Annotated in this window: 19 protein-coding genes; 9 read left to right on the top strand and 10 right to left on the bottom strand. The window is 61.7% G+C overall.

From position 1 onward, the window contains the following. Positions 1-6: 6 nt before the first annotated feature. The 4 genes from ESZ00_RS02780 to ESZ00_RS02765 all read right to left on the bottom strand — a co-directional run bounded on the left by ESZ00_RS02780 (position 7) and on the right by ESZ00_RS02765 (position 3,253). Positions 7-276, bottom strand: a complete 270-nt coding sequence (locus ESZ00_RS02780) for a type II toxin-antitoxin system RelE family toxin (RefSeq protein WP_129206663.1) — start codon at positions 274-276, stop codon at positions 7-9. Continuing rightward, positions 260-484, bottom strand: coding sequence for a type II toxin-antitoxin system RelB family antitoxin (gene relB, locus ESZ00_RS02775; RefSeq protein ID WP_129206662.1), 225 nt, complete (start codon positions 482-484; stop codon positions 260-262). Before relB ends, ESZ00_RS02780 begins: the two co-directional genes overlap by 17 nt. A gap of 43 nt (positions 485-527) precedes the next feature. Next, positions 528-2,666, bottom strand: coding sequence for a methionine--tRNA ligase (metG, locus tag ESZ00_RS02770; protein ID WP_129206661.1), 2,139 nt, complete (start codon positions 2,664-2,666; stop codon positions 528-530). Between the two features lie 71 nt (positions 2,667-2,737). Beyond that, positions 2,738-3,253 carry a Uma2 family endonuclease gene (locus ESZ00_RS02765; RefSeq protein WP_129206660.1) on the bottom strand — a complete coding sequence of 172 codons (516 nt, stop codon included), beginning with the start codon at positions 3,251-3,253 and terminating at the stop codon, positions 2,738-2,740. Positions 3,254-3,407: 154 nt separating this feature from the next. On the opposite strand from ESZ00_RS02765, the gene ESZ00_RS02760 reads away from it, so the two are divergent. From ESZ00_RS02760 to ESZ00_RS02745, 4 genes are all read left to right on the top strand, one after another. Further along, on the top strand, positions 3,408-5,423 hold the full coding sequence (locus ESZ00_RS02760) for an arginine--tRNA ligase (RefSeq protein WP_129207888.1): 2,016 nt from the start codon (positions 3,408-3,410) through the stop codon (positions 5,421-5,423). A 116-nt stretch (positions 5,424-5,539) separates the two neighbouring features. Next, entirely contained in the window at positions 5,540-6,388 is an 849-nt protein-coding gene (locus tag ESZ00_RS02755) for a transporter (protein ID WP_164981318.1), read from the top strand. A 191-nt stretch (positions 6,389-6,579) separates the two neighbouring features. Beyond that, positions 6,580-9,366 (top strand): response regulator, encoded by a 2,787-nt coding sequence (locus tag ESZ00_RS02750; RefSeq protein ID WP_129206658.1) that lies wholly within the window; start codon positions 6,580-6,582, stop codon positions 9,364-9,366. Continuing rightward, a complete protein-coding gene (locus ESZ00_RS02745; protein WP_129206657.1) occupies positions 9,363-10,289 on the top strand; it encodes a GGDEF domain-containing protein in 927 nt (308 codons plus the stop codon). The genes ESZ00_RS02750 and ESZ00_RS02745 overlap by 4 nt, the downstream gene beginning before the upstream one ends. Before the next feature lie 293 nt (positions 10,290-10,582). Here ESZ00_RS02745 and ESZ00_RS02740 read toward each other — a convergent pair whose 3' ends face one another. From ESZ00_RS02740 to ESZ00_RS02730, 3 genes are all read right to left on the bottom strand, one after another. Next, positions 10,583-11,836 carry a hypothetical protein gene (locus tag ESZ00_RS02740; protein WP_129206656.1) on the bottom strand — a complete coding sequence of 418 codons (1,254 nt, stop codon included), beginning with the start codon at positions 11,834-11,836 and terminating at the stop codon, positions 10,583-10,585. Between the two features lie 189 nt (positions 11,837-12,025). Next, positions 12,026-13,072 (bottom strand): phosphate ABC transporter substrate-binding protein PstS, encoded by a 1,047-nt coding sequence (gene pstS, locus ESZ00_RS02735; protein ID WP_129206655.1) that lies wholly within the window; start codon positions 13,070-13,072, stop codon positions 12,026-12,028. A gap of 348 nt (positions 13,073-13,420) precedes the next feature. Then, positions 13,421-14,932: a leucyl aminopeptidase gene (locus ESZ00_RS02730; RefSeq protein WP_129206654.1), complete on the bottom strand. Its 1,512-nt coding sequence runs from the start codon at positions 14,930-14,932 to the stop codon at positions 13,421-13,423. A gap of 373 nt (positions 14,933-15,305) precedes the next feature. Here ESZ00_RS02730 and ESZ00_RS02725 point away from each other — a divergent pair, with 373 nt between their 5' ends. Beyond that, positions 15,306-17,618, top strand: coding sequence for a S9 family peptidase (locus ESZ00_RS02725; RefSeq protein WP_164981317.1), 2,313 nt, complete (start codon positions 15,306-15,308; stop codon positions 17,616-17,618). A gap of 71 nt (positions 17,619-17,689) precedes the next feature. On the opposite strand, the gene smpB is transcribed toward ESZ00_RS02725, so the two are convergent. Next, positions 17,690-18,226, bottom strand: coding sequence for an SsrA-binding protein SmpB (smpB, locus tag ESZ00_RS02720; RefSeq protein WP_129206652.1), 537 nt, complete (start codon positions 18,224-18,226; stop codon positions 17,690-17,692). Between the two features lie 206 nt (positions 18,227-18,432). On the opposite strand from smpB, the gene ESZ00_RS02715 reads away from it, so the two are divergent. The 4 genes from ESZ00_RS02715 (at position 18,433) to ESZ00_RS02700 (ending at position 22,692) form a co-directional block, all read left to right on the top strand. After that, positions 18,433-20,814 carry a cohesin domain-containing protein gene (locus tag ESZ00_RS02715; RefSeq protein WP_129206651.1) on the top strand — a complete coding sequence of 794 codons (2,382 nt, stop codon included), beginning with the start codon at positions 18,433-18,435 and terminating at the stop codon, positions 20,812-20,814. Between the two features lie 86 nt (positions 20,815-20,900). Next, complete coding sequence (locus tag ESZ00_RS02710; RefSeq protein WP_129206650.1) at positions 20,901-21,353, top strand: type II secretion system protein; 453 nt, start codon at positions 20,901-20,903, stop codon at positions 21,351-21,353. A gap of 33 nt (positions 21,354-21,386) precedes the next feature. After that, a complete protein-coding gene (locus ESZ00_RS02705; RefSeq protein WP_129207887.1) occupies positions 21,387-21,809 on the top strand; it encodes a type II secretion system protein in 423 nt (140 codons plus the stop codon). Between the two features lie 97 nt (positions 21,810-21,906). After that, entirely contained in the window at positions 21,907-22,692 is a 786-nt protein-coding gene (locus tag ESZ00_RS02700; RefSeq protein ID WP_164981316.1) for a hypothetical protein, read from the top strand. 142 nt (positions 22,693-22,834) lie between these two features. On the opposite strand, the gene yihA is transcribed toward ESZ00_RS02700, so the two are convergent. Together yihA and ESZ00_RS02690 are read right to left on the bottom strand one after the other, a co-directional pair. Next, positions 22,835-23,440 carry a ribosome biogenesis GTP-binding protein YihA/YsxC gene (yihA, locus tag ESZ00_RS02695; RefSeq protein WP_129206648.1) on the bottom strand — a complete coding sequence of 202 codons (606 nt, stop codon included), beginning with the start codon at positions 23,438-23,440 and terminating at the stop codon, positions 22,835-22,837. Positions 23,441-23,519: 79 nt separating this feature from the next. Continuing rightward, positions 23,520-24,923 carry a hypothetical protein gene (locus ESZ00_RS02690; protein ID WP_129206647.1) on the bottom strand — a complete coding sequence of 468 codons (1,404 nt, stop codon included), beginning with the start codon at positions 24,921-24,923 and terminating at the stop codon, positions 23,520-23,522. Positions 24,924-24,952: the final 29 nt, after the last annotated feature.

Below are 24,952 nucleotides of genomic sequence, written 5' to 3'. Positions count from 1 at the left end.
GTCCAATCAGCGGTAAATTTCGCGGCGATTGCCGATGGCAAGTACGAGAATCAGGATCCGCTTGTCCTGAATGTCGCAGAGAATGCGGTAGTCGCCGACACGATACTTCCAGAAATCTCCGAGTTTCAAGCCTTTCAGAGCTTCGCCCAGGTTGCGTGGGTCATCGAGCGGGGCGAGGCGCGTCTCAAGGAATTTGAGAATGCGGCGCGCCACCTGCCGGTCAAGCCGGTCCAGATCCTTCATGGCGGACTCGGAGAGCTCAATCCTCCAGCTCATAGCGTTTCATGATTGTGGCCAGTGAAACTGTTTTGTCGCGTCCTTCCTGTACTGCGAGGAGGCGCTCTTCCGCGAGATAGAGGTCTTCAAGCTGGTCGAGGTGGGCGAGGATGGCTTCGCGGGCGTAGAAGGTCTTGGTGCGCCCGGTGCGCTTCGCCAGTTTTTCGAGGCGCTCTTCCAGTTCTTCCGGTAATCGGATCGCAAGCATGGGGAGCCTCCGCTATACAAGTATAGCGGAGGCGGGTTTCTGGCTACTTGAGCCGTGCGCCGATCTCGATATCTTCGAGGAAGGCGGCGAGCGCAGGCTTGCCGCCTTCGAGCGAGGCGGCGACGACCATGCCGTTCGATTCGAAGCCGCGCAGCTTGCGCGGGGCCAGGTTGGCTACGATGACCACCTTCCGGCCCACCAGGGACTCGGGCGCGTAGGTCTCGGCCAGCCCAGCCAGAATCTGGCGCTGCTCGTAGCCGAGATCGACCTCGAGGCGGAGCAGCTTGTCGGCCTTGGGCACACGCTCGGCAACCTTGATCTGGGCGACGCGCAGGTCGACCTTGATGAAGTCGTCGATGGTGATTTCGGGGCTGCGCTCGGGGTAAGCCGGGCCGGGCTCAGCAGCCGGAGCAGCCTCGCCACCGCCAATATTGTTCTCGACGAAGGTTTCGAGCGCGGCTGCGGCGGACGAAATCGAGGTCGATTCGGCTGCGGCGGTGGCGAGGCCTTCGAGAGCGGACTTCAGACGCGAGGGATGCTCGGTGGGGACTTCGGTTGCGGGTGTGGCTGGCGGCGTCGCGGCGCCCGCGGCCTGATTGTTGTTCTCTTCTTCGATCTGCTTCATACGTTCGACAGCGTCCTTTTCTGCGCGGGGGAAGACCGGGCCCAGATTGCCGAGCTTCGTGCCCGGTTTCAGCCCTCCCCAGGTAAGGTTTTTCAAATCGGCGGTGCGGATGTCGCCCAGGCCGAGCTGCGCCCAGACCTTGGCGGCGGCGTCAGGGATGACCGGGTAGACAAGTGCGGTGAGGATGCGGATGGCCTCGGCGGCGGTCGAGAGCACGGTCGCACGGAGCGCCTGCTGCTGCTCTTCGCTCACGCCTTCGGGCTTTTTCCATGGAGCGGAGGCGGTGAGATAGCCGTCGACCTGCGCCACCAGCGACCAGAGCTGTGCGAGCGCGGCGGAAAACTCGTATCTGTCAAAGAAGGTCGCGAATTCGGCGATGGTCTTCGTGGCGGCCTGCTCGAGCGTGGTCCGGCGCTGATCGGCAGTCTCGTCGATGGCGACCGGCGTGGGCACTACGCCGTCGAAATACTTGCCGATCATGGCCAGCGTGCGGCTTACGAGGTTTCCGTAGCCGTTGGCCAGGTCCGAATTGTAGCGCTGTACCAGCGCGTCGAAGGAGAAGTTGCCGTCCTGCCCGAAGACGATCTCGCGCAGCAGGAAGTAGCGCAGGGCGTCGGCCCCGAGGACTTCGAGGATGGTCTCGGCACGGACGATGTTGCCGCGCGACTTCGACATTTTGCTCTCTTCGAAGAGCAGCCAGCCATGGCCGACGATGGACTTGGGCAGCGGCAGGCCGGCGGCCATCAGGAAGGCCGGCCAGTAGACGCAGTGGAAGCGCGTAATCTCCTTGCCGACAATGTGCAGATCGGCAGGCCAGTACTTGTCGAATTTGCTGGTATCGTCGGAGCCCCAGCCGAGCGCGGTGATGTAGTTGGCGAGGGCGTCCATCCAGACGTAGATGACGTGCTTTTCGTCCCCGGGCACCGGGATACCCCAGGTGAAGCTGGTGCGGCTGACGGAAAGGTCTTTCAGGCCAGCCTTGACGAAGGACATGACCTCGTTGCGGCGTGTGGCGGGCTGGATAAACTCCGCCTGCGACTCGTAGAGCTCGAGGAGCGGCCGCTCGAAGGCCGACAACTTAAAGAAGTAGTTTTCTTCGGAGACGGTCTCGGTGATTCGTCCGCAATCCGGGCAGGGCGCGCCGGGCGGCACGTCGACGAAGGCCTCGTCGGAGACGCAGTACTGGCCGGTGTAAGTGTCCTTATAGATGAAACCCTTGTCGCGGAGCAGGGCGAAGAGCTTTTGGACGGCACGGGTGTGGCGCGGCTCGGTGGTGCGGATGTAATCGTCGTAAGTGAGCCCCATGCGGTCCCACAGGGCCCGGAACTGCGCCGAAACCTGGTCGGTGAACTGCTGCGGGCTCAGCCCGGCCTTCTCGGCCGAGCGCTCGATCTTCTGGCCATGCTCATCGGTGCCGGTGAGGAACCAGGTATCGAAGCCGAGGGCGCGCTTGCGGCGCGCGATGGCGTCGGCGACGACCGTGGTGTAGGTGGTGCCGATGTGCGGGCGCGCATTGACGTAGTAGATCGGCGTAGTGAGATAGAACTTGTTCGACATGGGCAGAAGGGGACTCTCATAAACGTACGTTTGTGAGAGTCCGATTCTTCAGGTTAAAGGAGCGGCGGGGCTTAGTCGAGGTCGGCGGCTACTTCGGCGACGGTGATGCTGACGCTGGTGCCTGGGATGGTGAGCACCGGCGAGGCCTGCCAGTCCTGCATGGTGGGGCCGAGGCACTGGTAGCCGGTCTGCGTCTTCGGATCGATGATCCAGACGGCGCGAACTCCCATGGCGAGGTATTCGCCAACTTTCTCTTCCATGCGGTGGAAGCGGTCTTCGGGCGAGAGAATTTCGACGCAGAGCAGCGGCGGATGGGTGATGATCTGCTCGTCCGGGGCGCTGCGGCTGGTGAGCATGACGTCTGGAATGCGATAGCGCGTGGCGGAGACCTGAAGCCTCAGTTCAGCGTAGACACGGATATGAGCGGAGAGCCGGAACGCGCGTAAAAGCGCGATGAGTGCGACCTGCCACGCAGAATGATCTTTCTCTCCCAAGTTGCGCTCCACAATCTCCCCGTCCACGAACTCGCGGTCCGGGCTCCAGGTTTCGTGCAGGTAATGCTCGAGGGGAGAGATGGCTGTGCTCATGGGAAACTCCGCAAAAGCTGCCTACAGTCTACCTCCGTTTGCCTTTGAGGATGCCTTGTTGCTGGAGCCCGGCGATAACCCCGGTAATGTCCGCTGATAAACTTGAAGGGCAGAAATCTATCTTTTGAAAGCCCCTTCCGGGCTGGTGAATCGCGTGTACTTAAAGCAGCAGAAAGCCTTGTCCGACCGCCTGAAGGCGGTCCTCTCCGACCTTTACCAGATCCAGCTCGACGCGGTTGTCATCGAGCAGCCGCCGGAGATTGCCTTTGGTGAGTTCGCCACGCCGCTGGCCTTCGAGCTGGCGCGCAAGCTGCGCAAAGCTCCGAAGAAGATCGCCGAGGAGATCGTTGCGGCGATCGGTGCGGTGCCCGGCTTTGCCGGCTTCGAGGTTGCGGGCGCGGGCTACATCAACGCGCGGATCGAGCGCGGCGCGATGGCGAAGGACGTGGCCGCGACGGGCGAGGTGACGCTGGGGCAGACAGGCATCCACTCGCTCGTCGAGCACACCAGCATCAACCCGAATAAGGCTGCCCATGTCGGCCATCTGCGCAATGCCATCCTGGGCGACACCTTCGTGCGCCTGCTGCGTGCCGCCGGACAGAAGGTCGATGTGCAGAACTACATCGATAACACCGGCGTCCAGGTTGCGGACATTGTCGTCGGCCTGACGCAGCTCGAAAAACTGTCGCTTGGTGAGGTCGAAGCACTGATGACGCGCCTCGCCGCCGAAGGCACGCGCATCGATTATTACTGCTGGGATCTCTACGCCCGTGTTTCGCAATGGTACGAGGCGGATGAGGCCGAGAAAGCTACGCGCAGGAAGATCCGCCTCGATACGCTGCACCTGATCGAGCACGGTAGCAATGAGACCGCGGAGATTGCCGACCGCATCTCGACGGCCGTGCTGCGGCGGCATCTCGAGACTATGCTGCGGCTCGATATTGAGTACGATCTCCTGCCTCGTGAGAGCGAGATCCTGCATCTGCACTTCTGGGATCTGGCCTTCGAGCAGCTCAAGCAGAAGGGTGTGCTCTACTTCGAGACCGAGGGAAAGAACAAGGGCTGCTGGGTGATGCGGCGTCCGGGTGTGGTTATCGCGAATGTGCCGGCTGAAGAGACGCGAAGCGAGTCGCCCGTGCGGCCAGCACCCGATGAGGACGCGAAGGTGATCGTGCGCTCGAACGGCACGGTGACCTATGTGGGCAAGGACATTGCCTACCACTTGTGGAAGTTCGGCCTTCTGGGCCGTGACTTCGCCTACAACCGCTTCTTCTCTTACCCCGATCACGAGTGCTGGATCTCGGCCGAAACTGGCGAGGAGGAGCATCCGCACTTCGGCGGAGCGCAGGCCATCTATAACGTCATCGATTCGCGGCAGGCCGACCCCCAGGCTAACGTCATCGAGGCGCTGCGCGGTATGGGCTACACCGAACAGGCGGCGCGCTACACACACTTCTCCTACGAGATGGTCGCGCTTACGCCGCGCTGCGCCATGGATCTCGGCTACACCGTTTCCGAGGAAGATCAGGCGCGGCCGTATATCGAGGTCTCCGGCCGCAAGGGCTTCGGCGTGAAGGCCGATGACCTGATCGACAAGCTCATTGCGGCGACGCTGGCCGAGGTGGTCGAGCGTCACCCTGAGCTGGGCGCGGCCGAGCAGCAGCAGACGGCCGCGGCGATTGCCGTCGGCGCGCTGCGCTACTTCATGCTGAAGTACACGCGCAACACGGTCATCGCCTTCGATTTCAAGGATGCGCTGAGCTTCGAGGGCGAGACAGGTCCGTACCTCCAGTACGCCGTTGTTCGTACGCGGAGCATCTTCCGCAAGGCGGAGACGACGCCCGCCGCGGCGCTGGCTGCGCTCTCGGGCATCGACGTTACTCCATATCTGGCGGGCGACGAGGACGTGAGCATCTGGCAGGTATGGCTGCGCGCGGCCAAGACTTCGCTGCTGCTTGAGCAGTGCATCGCGACGGCCGAGCCGGCGTATCTTGCCAAGCATGCCTTCCAGCTGGCGCAGGAGTTCAGCAGCTTCTACAAGAAGAACCATATCCTCACCGAGGCCGATCCGGCCCGTAAGGCGCTGCTGCTGGCGACGGCTGCCGTGGCGCAGCGCGAACTGATCCGCGCTCTTGGCTGGCTTGGGATCGACGCTCCCGAGGTCATGTAACCGGTAAACGGCGCATTGGGTGGAGGCGTGCCTCCATCCAATGGGTGATGTGCGCCTACGACGCAAGAACGTACTGTGACTCCGCTGTTTCACTTTGCTTTTCGGAGCCCGCCAGTTTGCGCAATAAGCACGTTTATTTCTCACTTGCTTTTCTGATTTCCCTCTTTCCCCTTCGTCCGCTTCACGCCCAGGAAAACTTCTTCGAGCGCTGGCAGCAGCGTGCCTCGCATGAGCAGTCGCAGCAGCCGAACTGGGGCGTCCCGCTGAATCAGCCTTATCCGATGCTGATCCAGGTCTTTCGTGCGGACTTCACGCGGCAGATCACGCCGACGCACACCGATACATGGATATTCGGCAATGCCAAGGGGTTGAACCTGATTCCGGGACTGCACAGCGAATTCGATTTCTACTACCCGTCTTATTACGAGCACAACGTGAAGACGGCAAAAGATGGCTTCGGAGACGTGCAGTTCGTCTACAAGTACCGCATCCTGACCGGCAATGAGCAGCACGGCAACTACATGCTCAGCGCGCTGCTGGGAGCCTCGATTCCGACCGGTAGCTACAGCAACGGCAGCACCGATGCGGCGATTCTGCCGACCATCGCCGGCGGCAAGGGCTTCGGGAAGTTCGACGTGATCTCGACGGTGGGCGGAAATCTGCCAACGGCAGACGGGGAAAAGCTCGGCCGCACTCTGGGCTGGAATACCACTGCGCAATATCGGCTGGCGAAGTATTTCATCCCCGAGCTCGAATCGAACGCTACCTGGTATTACGCGGGCAAGAATGACGGCAAGATGCAGAACTTTCTTGAGCCGGGATTAACAGTGGGGAAGATCAAGATCCATCCGGATGATCCGAAAAGCCGTCCGGGGTTCTCGCTCGGCGCAGGCATCCAGATTGCGACCTCGGAATACCATGCTTACAACCATGCGCTGGTCTTTACCGGACGCTTTCTTTTTTAATTTTCTCGACCGATGAACCGAAATGGCACCTATGCGCAAAGCGATATTTGCGTGTAGGTGCTTTATGGCAGCGCATTCCTCACTTTCCGAGCTATGGACGCATTACCCTAGATCGTATCGGCGTGCCACAAAGGTGCTAGATTCGTACCCATAAAGGCACGTTACCTTAGAGGCATCCTTAGGGGCCGATCATGGGACATGCTGCTTTCTTCACAGGAGTTTACGACTACCGCCTGGTCGTCGCTTCAGTCGTCATTGCACTTCTTGCCGCGTATGCGGCGTTGGACCTGGCTGGCCGGGTAACCGTCTCGTCGGGGCTCACACGGATGGCGTGGCTCAGCGGCGGAGCATTCGCGCTTGGCTTTGGTATCTGGTCCATGCACTACGTGGGCATGGAAGCCTACCGGCTTCCGTTCGAAGTCATGTACGACTGGCCGACGGTGCTGCTCTCCATTCTGGCGGCGATCCTGGCCTCTGCCGTGGCACTCTTCGTAGTCAGCCGTAAGAAGATGACTCTACTGACGGCCGGAGTGGGCAGTCTATTCATGGGCGGCGGTATCGCGAGCATGCACTACATCGGCATGGCCGCGATGCGGATGCCGGCGATGCACCACTACAACCTGCGGATTGTGACTCTCTCCGTGGTGCTGGCCGTGGTGATCTCTTTTGCTGCGCTGTGGATGACCTTTTCCAATCGTGAAGAAAAGACCTCGTTTAGCGCGAAGAAGCTTTCTTCGGCCGTGGTGATGGGGTTGGCCATCCCGGTGATGCACTACGTGGGCATGGCCGCGGTGACATTCACGCTGATGCCGCTTGATCCACGGAGCCTGCAGCATGCGGTTGGGATCTCCTCTCTGGGGCTGCTGGGCATCGGCCTGGTAACGGTCTTCGTGCTGAGCTTCGTCTATGTGTCCGCGATGGTGGACCGGAAGCTGGCGCTGCAGACTGTTGAGTTGGAGTTGATGGCGCAGCGTCACCGCCTGGATCTGGAAGTGGAGCGGGCACAGCTCGCGGAGAAGAGCAACAAGGCAAAGAGCGAGTTTCTGGCCAACATGAGCCACGAGATCCGCACCCCGCTGAACGGCATCATCGGCATGACGGATCTGGCTTTGGAAACGGAGCTGACCCGGGAGCAGCGCGACTATCTGCAGACGGTGAAGCTCTCGGCCGATGCGCTGCTGAACGTGATCAACGACATCCTGGACTTCTCGAAGATCGATGCCGGAAAAGTGGAGCTTGAGTCCATCGACTTCGATCTCTACGAATGCATCGAAGGCGCACTCAAGACGGTCGCGCTGCGCGCGGATGAAAAGGGGCTGGAGCTGCTGTGCGATGTGAGCTCGGAGGTGCCGGCGTGGGTAACGGGCGATCCGGGGCGGTTGCGGCAGGTGATCCTGAACCTGATTGGCAACGCGGTGAAGTTTACGGACGAGGGAGAAGTCGCACTGCGGGTGCGGCTGGAGTCGCACGAAGACCAGGAGGTGCAGCTGCAGTTTACGGTCGCCGATACCGGCATCGGGATTCCGCAGCATAAGCTCGAGGCGATCTTCGAATCCTTCAGTCAGGCGGATACCTCGACCACCCGCGAATACGGCGGGACCGGGCTTGGGCTCACGATTTCGCGCCGCCTGGTGGATATGATGGGCGGCCGGATCTGGGTGGAAAGTGAGCCGGGGAAGGGGTCGAGCTTCCATTTTACGGCGACGCTCAGCCGTGCCCCGGAGCGCGCCGCCGCGGTTTTGCCGGCTGCGGCGCATCCTTCGGTGCTGGTCGGAATCAAGGTGCTGCTGGTAGACGACAACCGTACCAACCGGCGCATTCTGGAAGGACTGGTGGCGCGCTGGGGCATGATCTCCGCCGCTGCTTCCGGCGGCCAGCAGGCTCTGGATATGTTTGCCGCGGCCAAAGCGGAGAACGAGCCATTCCAGATGGTGCTGACAGACATGCACATGCCGAGGATGGATGGTTTCGATTTTGTGGAGCGGCTGAAAGAGCTCTCCGGGCATGCATCCTCGACGATCATGATGCTGACCTCGGGAGGGCAGCGCGGTGACGCGCAGCGTTGCGAGGACCTGGGGATTGCCGCATACCTGCTGAAGCCGGTTCGGCAATCGGAACTGCGGGAAGCCATTGTCAATGTGCTGATGGCCAGCAGAGCAGCGGAGCCTGCGCCGCTGATTACGCGTTACAGCTTGCGTGAACAGGCTAGTGGAGGAACAACGTTGAAGATTCTGCTTGCGGAAGACAACCTGGTGAACCAGAAGTTGGCCACGCGAATGCTGGAGAAGCGGAATCATTCCGTGACCGTGGTGGGCAATGGGCGCGAGGCGCTCATTGCGCTCGAGCGGGAGCCGTTCGACCTGGTGCTGATGGATATGCAGATGCCGGAGATGGATGGATTCGAGGCCACGATCGCCCTGCGTGAGCGGGAGACGCAGACCGGCGTGCATCAGCCGGTGGTGGCCATGACGGCGTTGGCCATGGCGGGTGACCGGGAGCGGTGCATGCAGGCGGGTATGGACGGATATCTTTCCAAGCCCATTCGCCCGGATGAACTGGACGCTGTGCTCGAGCAGTACCTGGCGGAAAAGGTGCAGGCGCGGGAGGAGATTGCTCCTATCGTCGAGAGCCAGGACTCAGTGGATGTGCAGCAATTGCTTGACCGGATTGATGATGACCGGGCGCTGCTGGCCGACCTGAATGAAATTTTCCGGAATGACTATCCCAAGCAGCTGAAGCAGCTCCAGATCGCGCTCCAGGAAAAGAATGCGGTCGAGATACAGCGGGTGGGTCACATGCTGAAGGGTGCGCTCTCCAATCTTTCTGCGACGCGTGCTACGGAGCTCGCAGCGAAGCTGGAGGAAGCAGGGGGTGCCTCGCAGCTGGCGGGGACTCAGGCCGTTCTGGACGAGCTTGTGGCAGAATTAGCCAACGTACAACGAGTTCTGGATACACTTTGTCCGGAAAACGCAAAATGAAGATACTTCTGGCCGAAGACGAACCGATCAGCCGGATGCTGATGCAACGGACCTTGCAGCAGTTCGGTTACGACGTGGTGCTTGCCGAGGATGGCCGCAAAGCCGCCGAGATTCTCTCCTCGGAGGATGGACCGCGGCTGGCACTGGTGGACTGGATGATGCCGGAGCTGGATGGTCCGGAGCTCTGCCGCGAGGTGCGGCAGAGACAGAATGAGCGGTCGTATGTGTACATCATCATGCTGACTTCGCGGCAGAACAGCGAAGATGTGGTGGCCGGACTGGAGTCCGGTGCGGACGACTATCTGGTAAAGCCATGCGCTCCTGCCGAGCTGCAGGCCCGGCTGCGGACCGGCATGCGCATCCTCGAGCTTGAAGGCAAGCTGGTGAAGGCGCATGAGGAGATGGAATACAAGGCCACGCACGATTCCCTGACCGGCCTCAATAACCGTGCGGCGATCCTCGATTTTGCGCACAAGTCGCTGCAGCGTGGCGCGCACCAGGCGAAGCCGACTCTGCTGGTGCTGTGCGATGTGGACCACTTCAAGCATCTGAATGATACCTACGGACACCCGGCCGGGGATGCAGTGCTCGAGGAGGTTGCCCGGCGTCTGGGCACCGCTGTCCGCGGTGGAGATGCCGTGGGCCGGTACGGCGGCGAAGAGTTTCTCATCGTGATCCCAGGCTGTGACCGCGCTGCGGTAGAGCGGCGCTGCGAGGACATCCGGAAGGCGGTCGCCTGCGTGCCGGTGGTTGCGGCGGGCGGCGAGCTCTCCGTGACCATGAGCGTGGGCGCGGCAATCTACGAAGGCAAGGATGACAGCGCGCTGGAGCCGCTGCTGATGCAGGCAGATGCCGCGCTCTATCGCGCCAAGGCCCAGGGGCGGAACTGTATCGTGGTGGCAGACCTGATGGCGGCGCTGTAGAGCCTGTTATGAGCTTTCCCGCGGCGGACGCTGGGAGCCAATTTTTACGAGGTCGAGGAGCGAGTTGCGACGGATATCGGGCCATATCCTAGCAGCGAGCGACGAAGAGGTCGGGAAAATTGGCCCCAGCCCTCCAGGTTGCGGGGAAAATCGGCCCATACTTCGTTGTCGGCCTCGCCTTGGAATCGCCAATGTCTTCGTCCTCCGCCTCGTCTGGGCCGATTTTCCCCAGTAACGCCGCTCGCGCGAAAGTTCATAACAGGCTCTTGCATTTTGCAGGCTCCAGGAGCAGGTTACATGTGCGAACCACTCATGAGATCTGGGCCTTTGCAGGCAGGATCGGGCGACTGCGCCGCGGAATGGATACGGTAGCCGTTCGAGACCTGCTGGAGCTGCACGAAATAGGTGGGACCGGGGTGGTCCTTCTGCTTGCCTGAGGGGTCGTAGATGGTGCTTGTGACTTCAGCCTGAAAATGCGTGGTTGAGTCTGTGCAGGCGCGGACGGCTCCCACTTCCGCCAGGGGAATATGAGCGCCTTCGGGGCGGCCTTCCCAGGTAAAATCCTGAAACATCTTCCAGGTAAGAGAGCCGGGCACGTCGTCGGCGAATCCGGCGGCTTCGCTGCGCGGCATCTCCAGCCATTCCTCGACGCTGTCGTGCGCATTCATGGCAATCGGCTCAATCCGGTGGATGGCGTCATTCTGGAAGGCATAACGCATGACACCTTTCCGGAAAATGCGGTCGCCAGCCTCACTCACGCTGGTCCGTACCTCGAAGCCGTCAGCGGTGAGTTTAAGCGTGAGCGGGGGATCGAGATCCAGGCGCCGGTATCCGTGGTCGCCATGCCAGAGAGGCGTGTTCGCAGGGGATGCGCCGAGCTCAAATACGTCCATATGAAAAGAGCTCATCGTGGAAGTGCACCACGGCGTTCCGTGCAGCACCAGCAGCAGCGGATGGCCGTTGCGCTGCGGATGAAGCAGCTGGACCGCGTAGGTATCTCCGAAGGCGCCGCTGATCTCGTTGTATGGCTTGCTCTGCCAGAGCAGAATGCGCTGCCAGTGTCCCGACTCGTTGCGGTAGGCGAGCAGAACCGTATCGTCGCCGCAGGCAATATCGAAGGATTCCTGCACTAGAAACAGAGAGGGTTCGGGCTGAGTGACAGAAAGCTGAAGTTCGCCGCCGTATTGCCCTGCCGTGGGAGCAGAGGAAGCATTGCCGTCTGCCGATTTGCTATCGGTGTCTGTGGGCTTGCCGACAGCGGGCGAAGGCATGGCGGCGGCAAGTCTCTGCTGCGCTGCTTCGGCTGTCGACTGCGGCGGCAATTGCGTGATGACTGCATCGGTCTGGGCTGCCAGAGCGGTCTTGAATGCGCTGATTGCGGATTGGAGCGCAGGCGATACCGAGGTATCCATGTCTCCGGCCTTGACCTGCAGGAGCTTCTGCTGAGCGACCGTGACTGGCTGTTGCTGCGCAGAGGCGATGCCGGGAGCAAACGATGCGAGCAGAAGTCCTGCAAGGGAGAAGATACGCAGACGGCCGACAGACATGAGTGCATCTTGATGGCGTGGGAGCGGAATTGCAAATCCGGCCGCACCGGATTGGGCAGGTAAAGATCGGGCAGACAATGGGCGCTCCCGCGGGAGCGCCCATGCCGGATTGCGACCAGCGGGAGCGGGGCCGAAGGCGATTCGCCCTGCGCGAAGCAGCCGAAGGCGAAAGGCCTGGACGGCCACTCCTTACTGCAGCGGCTGGCCGCCGGCGGTCAGCTGGTTGAGCTGCTGCAGGTCATACTGCTTCACTCCATCGGGCAGCGGCGCATAGTTGAGCGTGCCGGAGACGGACTGGCCGTCGCCGATGATGTACTGGATGAAGCTCTTGAGTGCTGCGCGCTTGTCCTTATCCGTACCATCCTTGGGGATGATGAGGAAGGTGAGCGTCGAGATCGGATACGCATCACCGGCGTGAGCAGGCGGGTTCACGATGGGCGTGCGCGGGTCCTTCGAGAGCGCATCGGTGAAGGCGTTAATAGCCGAGGTGGTTGACTGCGCGGTGGGAGCAATGTAGTTGCCGGCCTGGTTCTTGATCTTCGCCACGGGCAGGTTGTTTTGCTGCGCGTAGGTCAGCTCCACGTAGCCGATGGCGCCGGGCGACTGACGGAGCTGGCCGGTGACGCCTTCGCTGCCCTTGCCGCCGAGACCGACCGGCCAGCTGACGCTGTTGCCCTTGCCGACCTTCGTCTGCCAGTCCTGGCTGATGGCCGAGAGGTAGGTGGTGAAGGCGTTGGTGGTGCCGCTGCCGTCTGCGCGGTGGACGACCGCGATGTTCTGCTTGGGCAGCGTTACGCCAGGGTTATCGGCGGTGATGCGCGGGTCCTGCCAGGTCTTGATGGTGCCCAGGAAGATGCCGGCCAGAGACTCGGGGGAGAGCTGCAGCGGCTGGGTGAGGCCGGGGAGGTTATAGGTGATGCAGACCGGTCCGGCCGACTCAGGGATCTGAATGACCGGCTGCATCGCGGCCAGCGCGCTGTCAGTGAGTGGAGCATCGGAGGCGCCGAAGTCGACCGTTCCCGCCTTGACCTGCTGCACGCCTGCGCCCGATCCGATGGACTGGTAGTTGATCTGGATATTGGGATGGCTCTGGGAGAATTCCTGGACCCAGCGGGTCATGACCGGGTTGACGAAGGTGCTGCCGGCACCGTTGAGGGCGACTGTATTCGACTTGCAGGCGGTAAGAGCCATTGCGCCCAGCGTGAGAAGGGCCAGAGCTACAGGTTTGCGAGACATTTTTCCTCCGGGGAACCAGGTAGTAGGAACAGGAGAGCCGTTCCGGAAAGTTTCCTATGTATTTTGCCTGCATGCGCGGAAAGACCGGAAGCGCACATACAGAAAGGCCCCTGATTTTGGCAGGACGACCCTATAAGCAGGTTGGCAGGGAAAGATGAAAGCCGTGTGAATCCGGGGGACTGGCCGTCCGGGCGATTGCCTTCGGCCTCTGCTCCCGCTGGTCGCAATCCGGATATATGCGGTGAAACGAATCTCCCCTTACGGCTTACTTCGTCGGGGGCCCCTACGCAAAGCTTGGGGGCACCCTTATCCTCCATTCGGCAAGAAAGGGCAAAGCCGCGTGCCGGCTTACTTCGCGTAGGTGCGAACCCACTCCGTGATGGTGCGCACGCCGATGCCGCTGGGGCCGCGGGCGATGAAGCTCTTATCGGCATCGAGCCAGGCGAGGCCCGCGATGTCGAGGTGAACCCATGGCGTGTCGCCGACGAACTCCTTGAGGAACATGGCGGCGGTGATGGCTCCACCGTAGCGGGTCTTGCCGGTGTTCTGGATATCGGCGATGGGCGATTGGATTTGCTCGCGGTATTCGTCTTCGACCGGCAGGCGCCAGAACTTCTCGCCCGAGATGTTCGCCGCTTCGGTGAAGTGCTCGAAGGTCTCTTCATCGTTCGAGAAGGCGCCGGCATTCACCTGTCCGAGCGCCACGGCGACTGCGCCGGTCAGGGTGGCGGCATCGATAAGGTGCGTCGCCCCCAACTCGCGGGCGTAGTGCAGACCGTCGGCGAGCACCAGCCGGCCTTCAGCATCGGTGTTGATGATTTCAATCGATTTGCCGGACATGGCGATCTGGATGTCGCCCGGTTTCTGGGCCTTGCCGTCGGGCATGTTCTCTGTTGCGCAGACCACGGAGAGGACGCGGACATTTGGCTTGAGCAGGGCGATGGCGCGCATGGCGCCGATCATCGCCGCGCCGCCGGCCATGTCGTACTTCATCTTCTCCATGCCCTCGCCGGGCTTGAGCGAGATGCCGCCGCTATCGAAGGTAATGCCCTTGCCGACGAGGCCGATGACGGGGCCGTCGGCAGGTGCATGCTCTGGCTCGTACTTCATCACGATCAGCACCGGCGGCTCCTCGGAGCCGAGCGTTACGCTGAGGAAAGAGCCCATCTTGAGCTCGCGCAGCTTTTCCGCCCCGTAGACCTCGCACTGGATACCGACTTCCTTCGCCATCTCCGCGGCCTTCTGGCCGAGGATGGTCGGCGTCATGCGGTTGCCGGGCTCGTTGATGAGGGTGCGGGCGAAGTTTTGCGACTCGGCGACGGCAATGCCTTCAACGAGCGCGGCCTCGAGAGCAGCCTTTCCGGATGATGCAGGCGCGAGAACGGTGACGGCATCGAGGCTGCGGTCCTTGCGGTCAGTGCGATAGGTGTCGGAGTCGAAGTCGCCCACAATGGCGCCTTCTGCGATCACCCGCGCGGCTGCGGCTGCGTCAAAATCCTCCGGCACGGCGATGGCGAGGGCCTTGATCCCGCGCGGCTTGGCAAAACGGACTGCCGTACCGGCGGCCCGGCGCAGGTCATGGAGCGTGGCCTTACCGGTCTTGCCCAGACCAATGACCAGCAGGCGCGCGGCGGCGAGGCCTTCCGGCGCATGCAGCAGCAGCGTTTCGTTCATCTCGGCGCGGAATTCGCCGGTGGAGAGGACGAACGCGGCGGCCTTTTGCAGAGCGGGCTCGGACGAAAGCACGGCGAGATCGGCCTTGGCGTCCTTATCCTTGCTGGTGTTGCGATCGACGGCAAAAACGGCGAGCAGCGGGGTGGAGGCAGCGGTGGCGGGCGAGAGAAGGAGGTCTGTTTTCATGCGGCAACCTGACAGACCATCTTACAGCCCTGCTACGCGCAGGGCGGGTCGCCTTCGGCTGCTTCGCGCAGGGCGAATCGCCTTCGGCCTCCGCTCTCGTTGGTCGCGGGACTGGCCGTCCAGGCCTTTCGCCTTCGGCACCCGCTCCCTTTGGTCGCGGCGCTAACCGCGCGGCCTTCTGCCTTCGGCGCCCGCTCCCTTTGGTCGCGATCTGAATGTTTGTGGCGGATAACAGGAAGCTTGGTTGGGAAGGCACGAACCCATCTCATCGGAAGCGAGACGTGTAGCCCCAGGCCGCTTATATACTGAATCGAAAATCGAAGCATCCCCTCAAGATTTCTGCTTCCTATTTCTGCATCCTGGAAGGTTCCCATTGTCCCTGTCTGTCCGTGTGCTTGCTCTCGGCCTGGGTTGTGTCGTCCCGTTTGCCGCGTGTTCTTCCGCCTTTGCCGCTGATGTCACAGCGAAACAGCAGGAGCTTGCGCAGGGCCTCGATGCCATCTTCAACAAGCACGCTTACGGTGCGAAGAACGTGCAGCTGGCATGGCTGAACGGCGGCGACGAGTACACTATTCTCGAGCCTGCCGCCGATGGCAAAGGTGTCGATATCGTCGCCTACGATACCGCCTCCGGCAAGCGCCGTGTGCTGGTGGCTGCGGCCAAACTCGTGCCGTCCGGTCAGTCTGCTCCGCTCGCCATCGAGGACTACGCCTGGTCGGCCGACAAACAGAAGCTGCTGATCTTCACCAACTCGAAGAAGGTGTGGCGGGCGAACACGCGTGGTGATTACTGGGTCTATGGGGTGAACACAGGCAAGCTGACGAAGCTGGGCGGCGATGTGCCCGAGTCAACGCTGATGTTCGCGACCTTCTCGCCGGACAGCACACGTGTGGCGTGGGTGCGCGAGAACAATCTCTACGTGGAAGAGCTGGCGACGGGAAAAATCACGCAGCTTACGACGGATGGCTCGAAAGACATCATCAACGGCACCTCGGACTGGGTATCGGAGGAAGAGCTGAAGCTCCGCAACTGCTTCCGCTGGAGTCCGGACAGCAAGGCCATTGCCTACTGGCAGTTCGATCAGTCGGGCGTGGGCGAATACACGCTCATCAACGACACCGCAGCCGAGTATCCGCAGCTGATGCAGTACAAGTATCCGCAGCCGGGCACGACAAATTCGGCGGTGCGCGCGGGGGTAGTTTCGGCCGATGGCGGCTCGACGACCTGGGTGAAGCTCGACGGCGACCCGCGCAATCATTACATCGCACAGATGGAGTGGGCAGGGAACTCGAGCCAGGTGATGATCGAGTATCTGAACCGCCTGCAGAACGACGCGAAGATTCTGCTCGCGGAAGCGAAGAGCGGCGAGGTCAAGCCCTTTTTTGAAGACACCGACAAGGCCTGGGTGGACGACTCGCCGCTGGACCCAATCGGAGACCAGACCGGCGAAGGAGAGACGCACCCCGCGGACCTGTTATGGCTGAGCGAGCGCGACGGCTGGCGTCATGCCTATCGCGTGGACCGGGCAACCGGAAAGGCGAGGCTGGTGACGCCTTTCGAAGGCGATCTGATGTCGAATGAGTCGATCCAGGCTGGATCGAACACGTTCTATTTCACCGCCTCGCCGGGCGACTCCACGCGGCTCTATCTCTATCGCTCGAAGCTCGATGGGACGGGCGCTCCGGAGCGTGTGACGCCTGCTGAAGACAAGGGCACGAACCTCTACGACATCGCGCCGAACGGCAAGTGGGCTGTGCATCGCTACAGCCGCTTCAATCACCCCATGCGTGTCGAGATCGTGAGCCTGCCGGACCACAAGCTGGTGCGGACGCTGGTCGATAACGAGGAGCTGGCGAAGAAGGTCGAGCCGCTGATCGGTGAAGAGGATGGGAAGAATCCCGATACCGAGTTCTTCCAGGTGAAGGTGGCGAACGGCGTCACGCTCGATGGCTACATGATCCGGCCGCCGGACTTCGATCCGAAGAAGAAGTACCCCGTGTTGGTGAATGTCTATGGTGAGCCGGCCGGCGCGCTGGTGCGCGATGCCTGGGGAGGAAACAACCGGCTCTTTCATGAGCTGATTGCGCGGCAGGGATACCTGGTGATGAGCTTCGATAACCAAGGGACGCCGGCGCTCAAAGGCCGCGAGTGGCGGCGCTGCATTTACGGCGCGGTGGGCGTGCTTTCCTCGGCGCAGCAGACGCAGGCCATCACGGAGTTGGCCCGCGAGCGCAGCTACATCGATACCTCGCGCATGGCGATCTGGGGCTGGAGCGGCGGCGGTTCGAATACCTTGAACGTCATGTTCCGCTATCCGGGTGTGTTTTCTACCGGCATTGCCGTGGCTCCAGTTGCCGACGAGTCGCACTACGATTCGATCTACCAGGAGCGCTACATGGGCCTGCCGGACGAAAACAAGCAGGGGTACCATGACGGCTCACCGATCAATTTTGCTGCTGGACTCCAGGGCAATCTCCTCGTTATCCATGGCTCGGGCGATGACAATGTGCACTTTCAGGGCACGGAGCTACTGATCAATAAATTGGTGGCGATGGGCAAGCCCTTTGACTTCATGGATTATCCGAATCGGACCCACTCCATCAGTGAAGGACCGGGGACATCCTTCCATATCTACAGTCTGATTGCGCGGTATCTCGAGACGCACGTGCCGGCCGGTGGCCGGTAAATCCTCCTGCAGACGGAAAAGGCCCCGCCAACTGGCGGGGCCTTTCTGCATTGGGAGAGGATGCGAAAAATTTACCGTCCGCGCTTGCCCTGGCTATGGGCGATGGCGGCACGGGCTTCGCGGTCGGCTTCGCGACGGCGCTCGGTTTCGCGCTTATCCCAGTCCTGTTTGCCTTTTGCTACTGCGAGTTCGCACTTCACTTTGCCATTACGAAAATAAATACGCGTAGGGATGAGCGTATGGCCCTTGATCTGCGTCTGTCCGCTCAGTTTGCGAATTTGTTCCCGATGAAGGAGCAGCTTGCGGGTGCGGAGTGACTCATGGTTGAGGCTGTTGCCGTGAGAATAGGGGCCGATATGAGCATTCAGGAGAAATGCTTCTCCATCCTTAATGATTCCATAGGAATCTTTGAGGTTGGCCTTGCCCTCGCGGATCGACTTGACCTCGGTCCCCCGCAACGCTACCCCGGCCTCGAACTTCTCGAGGAGGAAGTAGTTGAAGCTCGCCGAGCGGTTCACGGAGGCATCGCGGTCTCCGGCCGCGACCGGATCACGAGGCTTCGGCTTGCGGGGCGTCTGAATGTTGGAGTGTGTAGCTTGCCGGGGCATGGAGAAAGGTCCGAATTTTCATGCTAGCATGCGGTCGCGGCGCCGGAAGGGTCAGGAGGCGCGATGCTATACTCAACCTGCGCCGGGCGATGAGACGCGGAGGGAGCTTTGCCGGATCGAGGCAGAGGCCGGAGATCGGGAGCCGTCCGCTCGTCGGAGGAAGCGTTTCGACGCCGGTATTCTGTTCCATGCCCGCCTGGAGTTTCATGAATCAACGGATAGCGAAGTGGACTCTGGCTGCAGGGTTCGTGCTGGTGCTCGTGTTTTCGAGCGCGGCGGCCCATGCGCAGTCGGCTGGCAAGCTGTACAAGCAGGGACAGGTTGCCGAAGAGAAGGACGACATCGAGGGCGCCTTCAACGACTACCTCGCCGCCTTCCAGAAAGACCCCAAAGACGAGCGCTACAAGCTCTCCTATGAACGGCTGAAGGTGCCGGTAGGTTCCCTGCATGTCAAGCGAGGTGAGGCGCTGCGGGCGCAGGGGGATACGACGGGCGCGGTGACCGAATTTCTGCGCGCGCTGCAGATCGACTCGAGCAATGAGCTGGCGCAGCAGGATCTTGAGGCAGTGCGGGAAAAGGTAAATAACATCCCAGGGCTGCCGGAGACACCCAAGGCGCGCGCCGAAGGCACAGAGCTGCATGACCTCGGCGGACCCATTCGTCTCAAGCCGCTCTCCTCCGAGCCTCTCACGCTGCATTCGGTCGAAGACAGCAAGATCATCTACCAGACCATCGGCAAGCTGGCCGGCATCAACATCCTCTTCGATCCCGACTACGTTTCGAAGCGGGTTCAGGTCGATATTGCCAACGTTAATCTTTACGACGCCCTGCGCATCGTCGGGATCAGCACCAACACCTTCTGGCGTCCGATCACCGACAACACGATCTTTGTTGCGGCGAACACATCGAGCAAGCGTGCCGAGCTCGAGGAAGAGGCGATCCAGACCTTCTACCTGACGAACGTCACGCAGCAGAACGATTTCAATGACGTGCAGACGGCGCTGCGCAACATCTTTCAGCAGGGCCAGAACGGCGCCAAGCTCTTCGGTGTCGCCAGCCAGAATGCGATCGTGATGCGCGGTACCCCGGACGAGCTGCTGCTGGCGCAGAAGCTCATCGACGATCTCGACCGGGCCAAGCCGGAAGTGGTGGTGGACGTGGCTGTGCTCGAAGTGAGCCGGAACTACGAGAAGACCATCGGTATCCAGCTGCCGCAGACAGCGAGCGTCTCCTTCCAGGCCTCGAACTACAACAGCACGGACACGAGCACCAGCTCGACGACCACCACGACGACCTCGTCCACCAGCTCCAGCGACGGACTGACGCTCAACAGCCTGGCTCACCTGAACGGAACGAATTTTGCGGTGACCATCGGTTCGGCGACCGCCAACCTGCTGCTGACCGACAGCCATACGCGCATCCTGCAGAACCCGCGCATCCGCGCCTCGGATGGGCAGGAAGCTTCGCTCAAGATCGGTGAAAAGCTGCCGGTGGCGACCGGTTCGTATCAGACCGGCGCGGCGACGGCCATCGTCAGCTCGCTGGTGAACACGCAGTTCCAGTACCTCGACATCGGCGTGAACATCACGGTGAAGCCGACGGTGCACTATGACCGCGACGTCTCGATGAAGATCAAGATCGAGGTCTCCTCGCAGAACGGTACGGAGAACCTGGGCGGCGTCAACGAGCCGATCATCACCCAGCGTACGGCCGAGCAGACGGTTCGCCTCAAGGAAGGCGAGGCGAATATCCTGGGCGGCATCCTGCAGAAGCAGACCAGCACCTCGCTGAGCGGCTACCCCGGCCTCGCGCAGCTGCCGATCCTGAAATACATTTTCGGCAGCAATGACAAGACCATCCAGGACGATGAGATCGTCTTCCTGCTGATTCCGCACGTGGTTCGCGCCACCATGCTCGATCAGGACAACCTGCGCGAGGTCGACTCGGGCACCTCGAAGTCCTTTGAGCTGCGGCATGTCAACAATGACGGCGCGGCTCCTGCAGCAGCTCCGGCCCCTGTTTCCGGGCAGCCCGCCCCCGGCCAGAAGTTCGGAACGGTGACGACTCCAGCCGGCGCGCCGGCGACGGCCGCCGCTGCTGCGGAGCAGGCTATTGCCGGCATGCAGCAGGAGGCAACCGCAGCGCCTCCGGCACAACCTGTCAAGCTGGGGCTCACCCCGGAGATACAACCGCAGAAAATAGGATCGACGTTCCAGGTGGCCGTGACGCTCGCGGGAGGGACCGACGTCTTTTCTGTACCGATGCAATTGCAATACGACCAGACCAAGCTGAACCTCATCAATGTGGACCTGGCCGATCCGGCGCGGGGGATGAATTTCCTCGGGCAGGATGGGCAGGCTGTGGCTCTCGTGCACCGGGACGACGGCGCCGGCAATGTGGCGATTTCAGCCTCGCGTCCGCCGGGAACCAAGGGGGTTTCGGGCTCGGGTACGGTCTTTGTGCTGACCTTCCAGGCCAAGGCCGCGGGGGATGCGCCGATCGTGGTTACCCGTCCTCTGGTGCGGAACAGCGCGCAGCAGGCGATGCCGGCAACAGGTGCGCGAGCCCTGGTGCAGGTGCAGCCATAGCTGTCTGGCAGATGATGGCGGAAACAGCAACAACGCGTGGGCCGCGCCGGCCGGGAACGGCCGGCGCGGCTTCGGCAACGGGGACGATGCGAAGGAACGCGGAAGCCGGACTCACGCTCGTGGAATTGATCGTGACGGTTGCCATCCTCGCGATCCTCGCCTCCGCGGCTATCCCGGTGACGCGGTTTGAAGTAAAGCGGCAGAAGGAACGCGAGCTGCGCCACGATCTGTGGGAGATGCGGGACGCGATCGACCACTACAAGGATGCGGCCGATAAGAACGCCTTTCAGACGAAGGTGGACAGTCAGGGATATCCGCCGGATCTGCAGACGCTGGTCGATGGTGTGGATGTGCAGGGAAAAAAAGTGCGCTTTCTGCGCCGCATCCCCGTCGATCCAATGACGGGCAATACGGAATGGGGCATCCGCTCCATGCAGGATGACCCGGATGCCGACTCATGGGGCGGACAGAATGTCTTCGACGTCTATTCCAAGTCGGATGGCACAGCTCTGGACGGAACGAAATACAAGGACTGGTAGAGAGTAACCAGCGGGACCGGACGATTGGACGTGATGAAGCGGAGCTACAAATCGAGGCTGCAGCGGGGCTCGGGCGAGAAGGGGTTCACGCTGGTGGAGTTGATGGTCGTCATGCTGATCATCGGCGTGCTGGCGGCCATTGCCATTCCCAGCTTTATTGCCTCGATCCGGGCAGCCAAAGAGGCCACCCTTAAGGAAGACCTGAACGTGATGCGGAACGCCATCGACGCCTACACCATGGATAAGGCGAAGGCTCCGCAATCCCTGGACGACCTGGTCCAGGGCGGCTATCTCAAGTCCATTCCGAAAGACCCGATGACCCACTCGACCGAGAGCTGGGTGACCTCGTCAGACGACAGCCTGGAGAGCATCGACCAGAGCGAGCCGGGCATCAATGACGTGCATAGCGGCTCGGACGAGACCGGCACCGACGGCCAGCCCTATTCGAGCTGGTGACCGGTTGCGTTAGTGACGTGCCCCGGTGCCTCCGGGACGCCTCATTTCAAAAAAGTTAATCGGTAAAAGCGACGACCTCTATACATAAAAACGCAGATTGTCTAAAGTTATCTGCATGTTCGGTCGGGCCATAACAATTTCTTATCCGGCGATCGAAGAAGTATATGACCGGTATGCTGCGCTGCAGATGCTGTCACCGGGACTGAGTGGATCGCTTCTGCTTCATACCTACCTGGATGCCGAGGGCGTGGCTTTGACGGTGGCGGCCAATGTGGCCGGCCTCGCCTCTCTGTGCATCGAACCAGAACCGCAACTGGCCAAACAGGCCATGCGGACCGGGGTGTGCGAGTTCGTCGTTAACGACGCCGATGAGGCGCTGCAAATCCTGAAACAGGAGCTGCGCAAGGCGCATCCGGTTGCGGTGACCCTGCTGGGTGAGCCGGAATTCGTGCTGGCCGAGCTGATCGAGCGCGGGCTGCAGCCGGAAATCATGCATCTCGCCGCCGATGGGCAGGAAATGGCCGAGGCCAGGACCTTTCTGGCGCGCGGCGCCTGCCGTTTGCCGGAACCGGTTTCCACAGACGGTTGGGTGGCCGTGCACTGGAGCGTGGCGCGTGAACCGCAGCGCTGGCTGCCACTGGCGGATATCCTGGCTTCCGGCGCAGTGGATGCCGAGGACCCCAGCGGGGCATGGCGCCGCCGCTGGATCGAGTGCTCGCCGCGGTTCCTGGGGCGGCATTACGCGGCACAGCGCTTTGCGCGTATGCGGCCGGCCGAGGCTGATGCCTTCTTTGCCGCAATCCAGCGTGATGTCGAGGCCGGAGAGATCCAGGTCGCAGTGTCGGTGGTGCGGGACGGGCAGGAAGAGCTGGTTCTGTCGTAGCGAGTGAGATGCGCTTTGCGCGTCCAGCAGTCGGGGTAAAGCGGCAAGTCGCCAGGCGCAAAACGGCCAGCAGGAGGGAGCACCCCTGTTGGCCGTTTTATCTCTCACCATTCATGCGGCTAACCGCTTTAGCACTCATGGCTTACTCCGCCATTTCCTCGGCTGCGGCGGCCTGGATCGTCGCCCACAAATCCTTGAGGCCCGCTCCGGTCTTCGATGAGACCATCAGGATGTCATCCACGTTTAGCCCCTGGCACAGCTCGGCCTTGGCTTTGGCGCGTCCGTTACCGGAGAGCCGGTCAGCCTTGGTGGCGACAACCACTAGGCGGCGGTTGGCATTGGCCAGGAACTCGATCAGCTGCATGTCGCTCTCCTGCGGCGGGATGTTGCTGTCCACCAGGCAGAGGCAGAGCGCAAGCTGAGGCCGGTCGGTCAGGTAGGGCTCGATGAACTTCGGCCATTCCGAAGAAATGGATTTCGAAATCTTGGCGTAACCATAGCCGGGCAGATCGGCGAAGAGCAGCTTCGGCGCGGCCTTCTGCGGTCCGTCGTGGATGGCGAAGAAGTTGATGGACCGGGTACGTCCCGGCGTCGAAGAAACCTTGGCCTGCTTCGAGCCGAGCAGCGCATTCAAAAGGCTCGATTTGCCAACGTTCGAGCGGCCGAGAAAGGCAATCTCCGGAATCTCCGGTTTGGGGAATTGCGCCGGCGCGAACGCCGAGAGAAGAAATTTCGGAAAGACCTGCATGTATATCCTGGGCCTGACAGCGGCATAGGAGCTGGCAGGCGTAATCGCCAGTATACCGGGCAGGTGTTCTGCATCGGCCTCAGCGTCCGGCTGGAGTCCCTGCCGTCTCTGCAGGCTGGACTGGGCCAACCGCCGCTCGCACCACCGTCGCGATGCTGCCGTCGGTGCCGGGAAAGAGATTGACCCAGGTGACCTTCCCCGCCGGATCGATGACCACGGCGGCTGGGATGGCGTCGATGGCGAAGGCGCGGATCTGCCGGTCGGGGACGAGCAGCAGTGGAATCGTCGGCGGCAGTGACCCGGCAAAGAGCTGGAGCGTCTGCAGGACAGAGGGGACCGGATCATCGCTGCCATCCATTGAGGCGTAGGAGGTGACGCCGAGAAGCTGCACGGGCTTCTCCGGCTTGGCCTTCTCCAGCGCCTGGGAAAGCTTGACCAGCGAGTCATGCGATTGCGGCGCGGCGAGAGAAACGGCGACGAGGATGGTCGTGTGTCCTGCGAAGCGCCGGATGGCCGGTGGCGGAGCTGGAGGCATGGTCTTGGTTACCAGGACGCCGCGCAGCTCGGATAGCGGCGAGGGTTTGCCTGCGAGCATGTATCTCTGGAAGGCTGCCTCGATGCCCGGCTCGCTGGCCGATTGCATGATCGTGGGCGCCATGGTCAGTGTCTTGAGCTGCTCGACGAGGTCGGCGGCCTCTTTGGTCTTGCCCGTTGTGCGCAGGTTGTCGGCACAGCGCAGGCCGTCGCGAACGAGTGTGGCCGCATCGACGGTGCTGTCCGCCGTCTTAAGCGTGCCACCGTCCGTAAGGGCCTTGAGAATGAAGGGCAATTGCATCGCATTCAGGCGGGTGATGAGATCGAGTCCGCCGCCGGGAATCGGAACGGTGCGGTAGTCCTTATCTCCGGCCAGCTTGACCCGCATGGTGCCTTCCACCTGGGTTGCAGCGTAGTCGATCACCTGGTCGATAGCCCAATGGATATCCGCGTCATAGGGAAAGTCGCTCGTAAGGGAGTCGAGTTGGCTCTCGGCTGCGGTCAGCGACTGCATATGGACGAAGATTCGTGTCAGCAGCAGCCGGGCGTCCTTGATGTCGGCAGCCTTCGGGGTGTTGAGGTAATCGACCAGCACGTCCTGCGCAGGGCCGAAGTCCTGCCCGAAGACGCACAGCCTGCCCATCGCCAGCAGGTCCTCACCCTCGAACTTTGTGGACTTCAGGGCTTCGCACTCCTTCATCGCCCGGGTTGCACCAAGGCCCAATGCCCATTCATCCGCATCCGTCAGGTCATTCGGGGCCGAGCGTGCGTCGACGAAGGGCTGCATCGCGTAACGATAAGCCTCTACCGGCGGCAGGTTAGGCACATCGCCCCCGGTGTCTTTCGCATCGGCCGGCGGAGTCGCCTGTGGAGGGTTTTGGGCCAGGCCCGGGGCGGCACACAACACGGAGAGCAGGAAAAAGGCTGCAAGGCGCGGCATGGCGCCCAATATAGCACGTCTCCTAATTTGTTAGGAGA

It is taken from the genome of Silvibacterium dinghuense, assembly GCF_004123295.1.
GTDB lineage: Bacteria > Acidobacteriota > Terriglobia > Terriglobales > Acidobacteriaceae > Silvibacterium > Silvibacterium dinghuense.
Note: the sequence above shows the minus strand (reverse complement) of the source record. Positions and strands in the feature narration are given on the sequence as shown.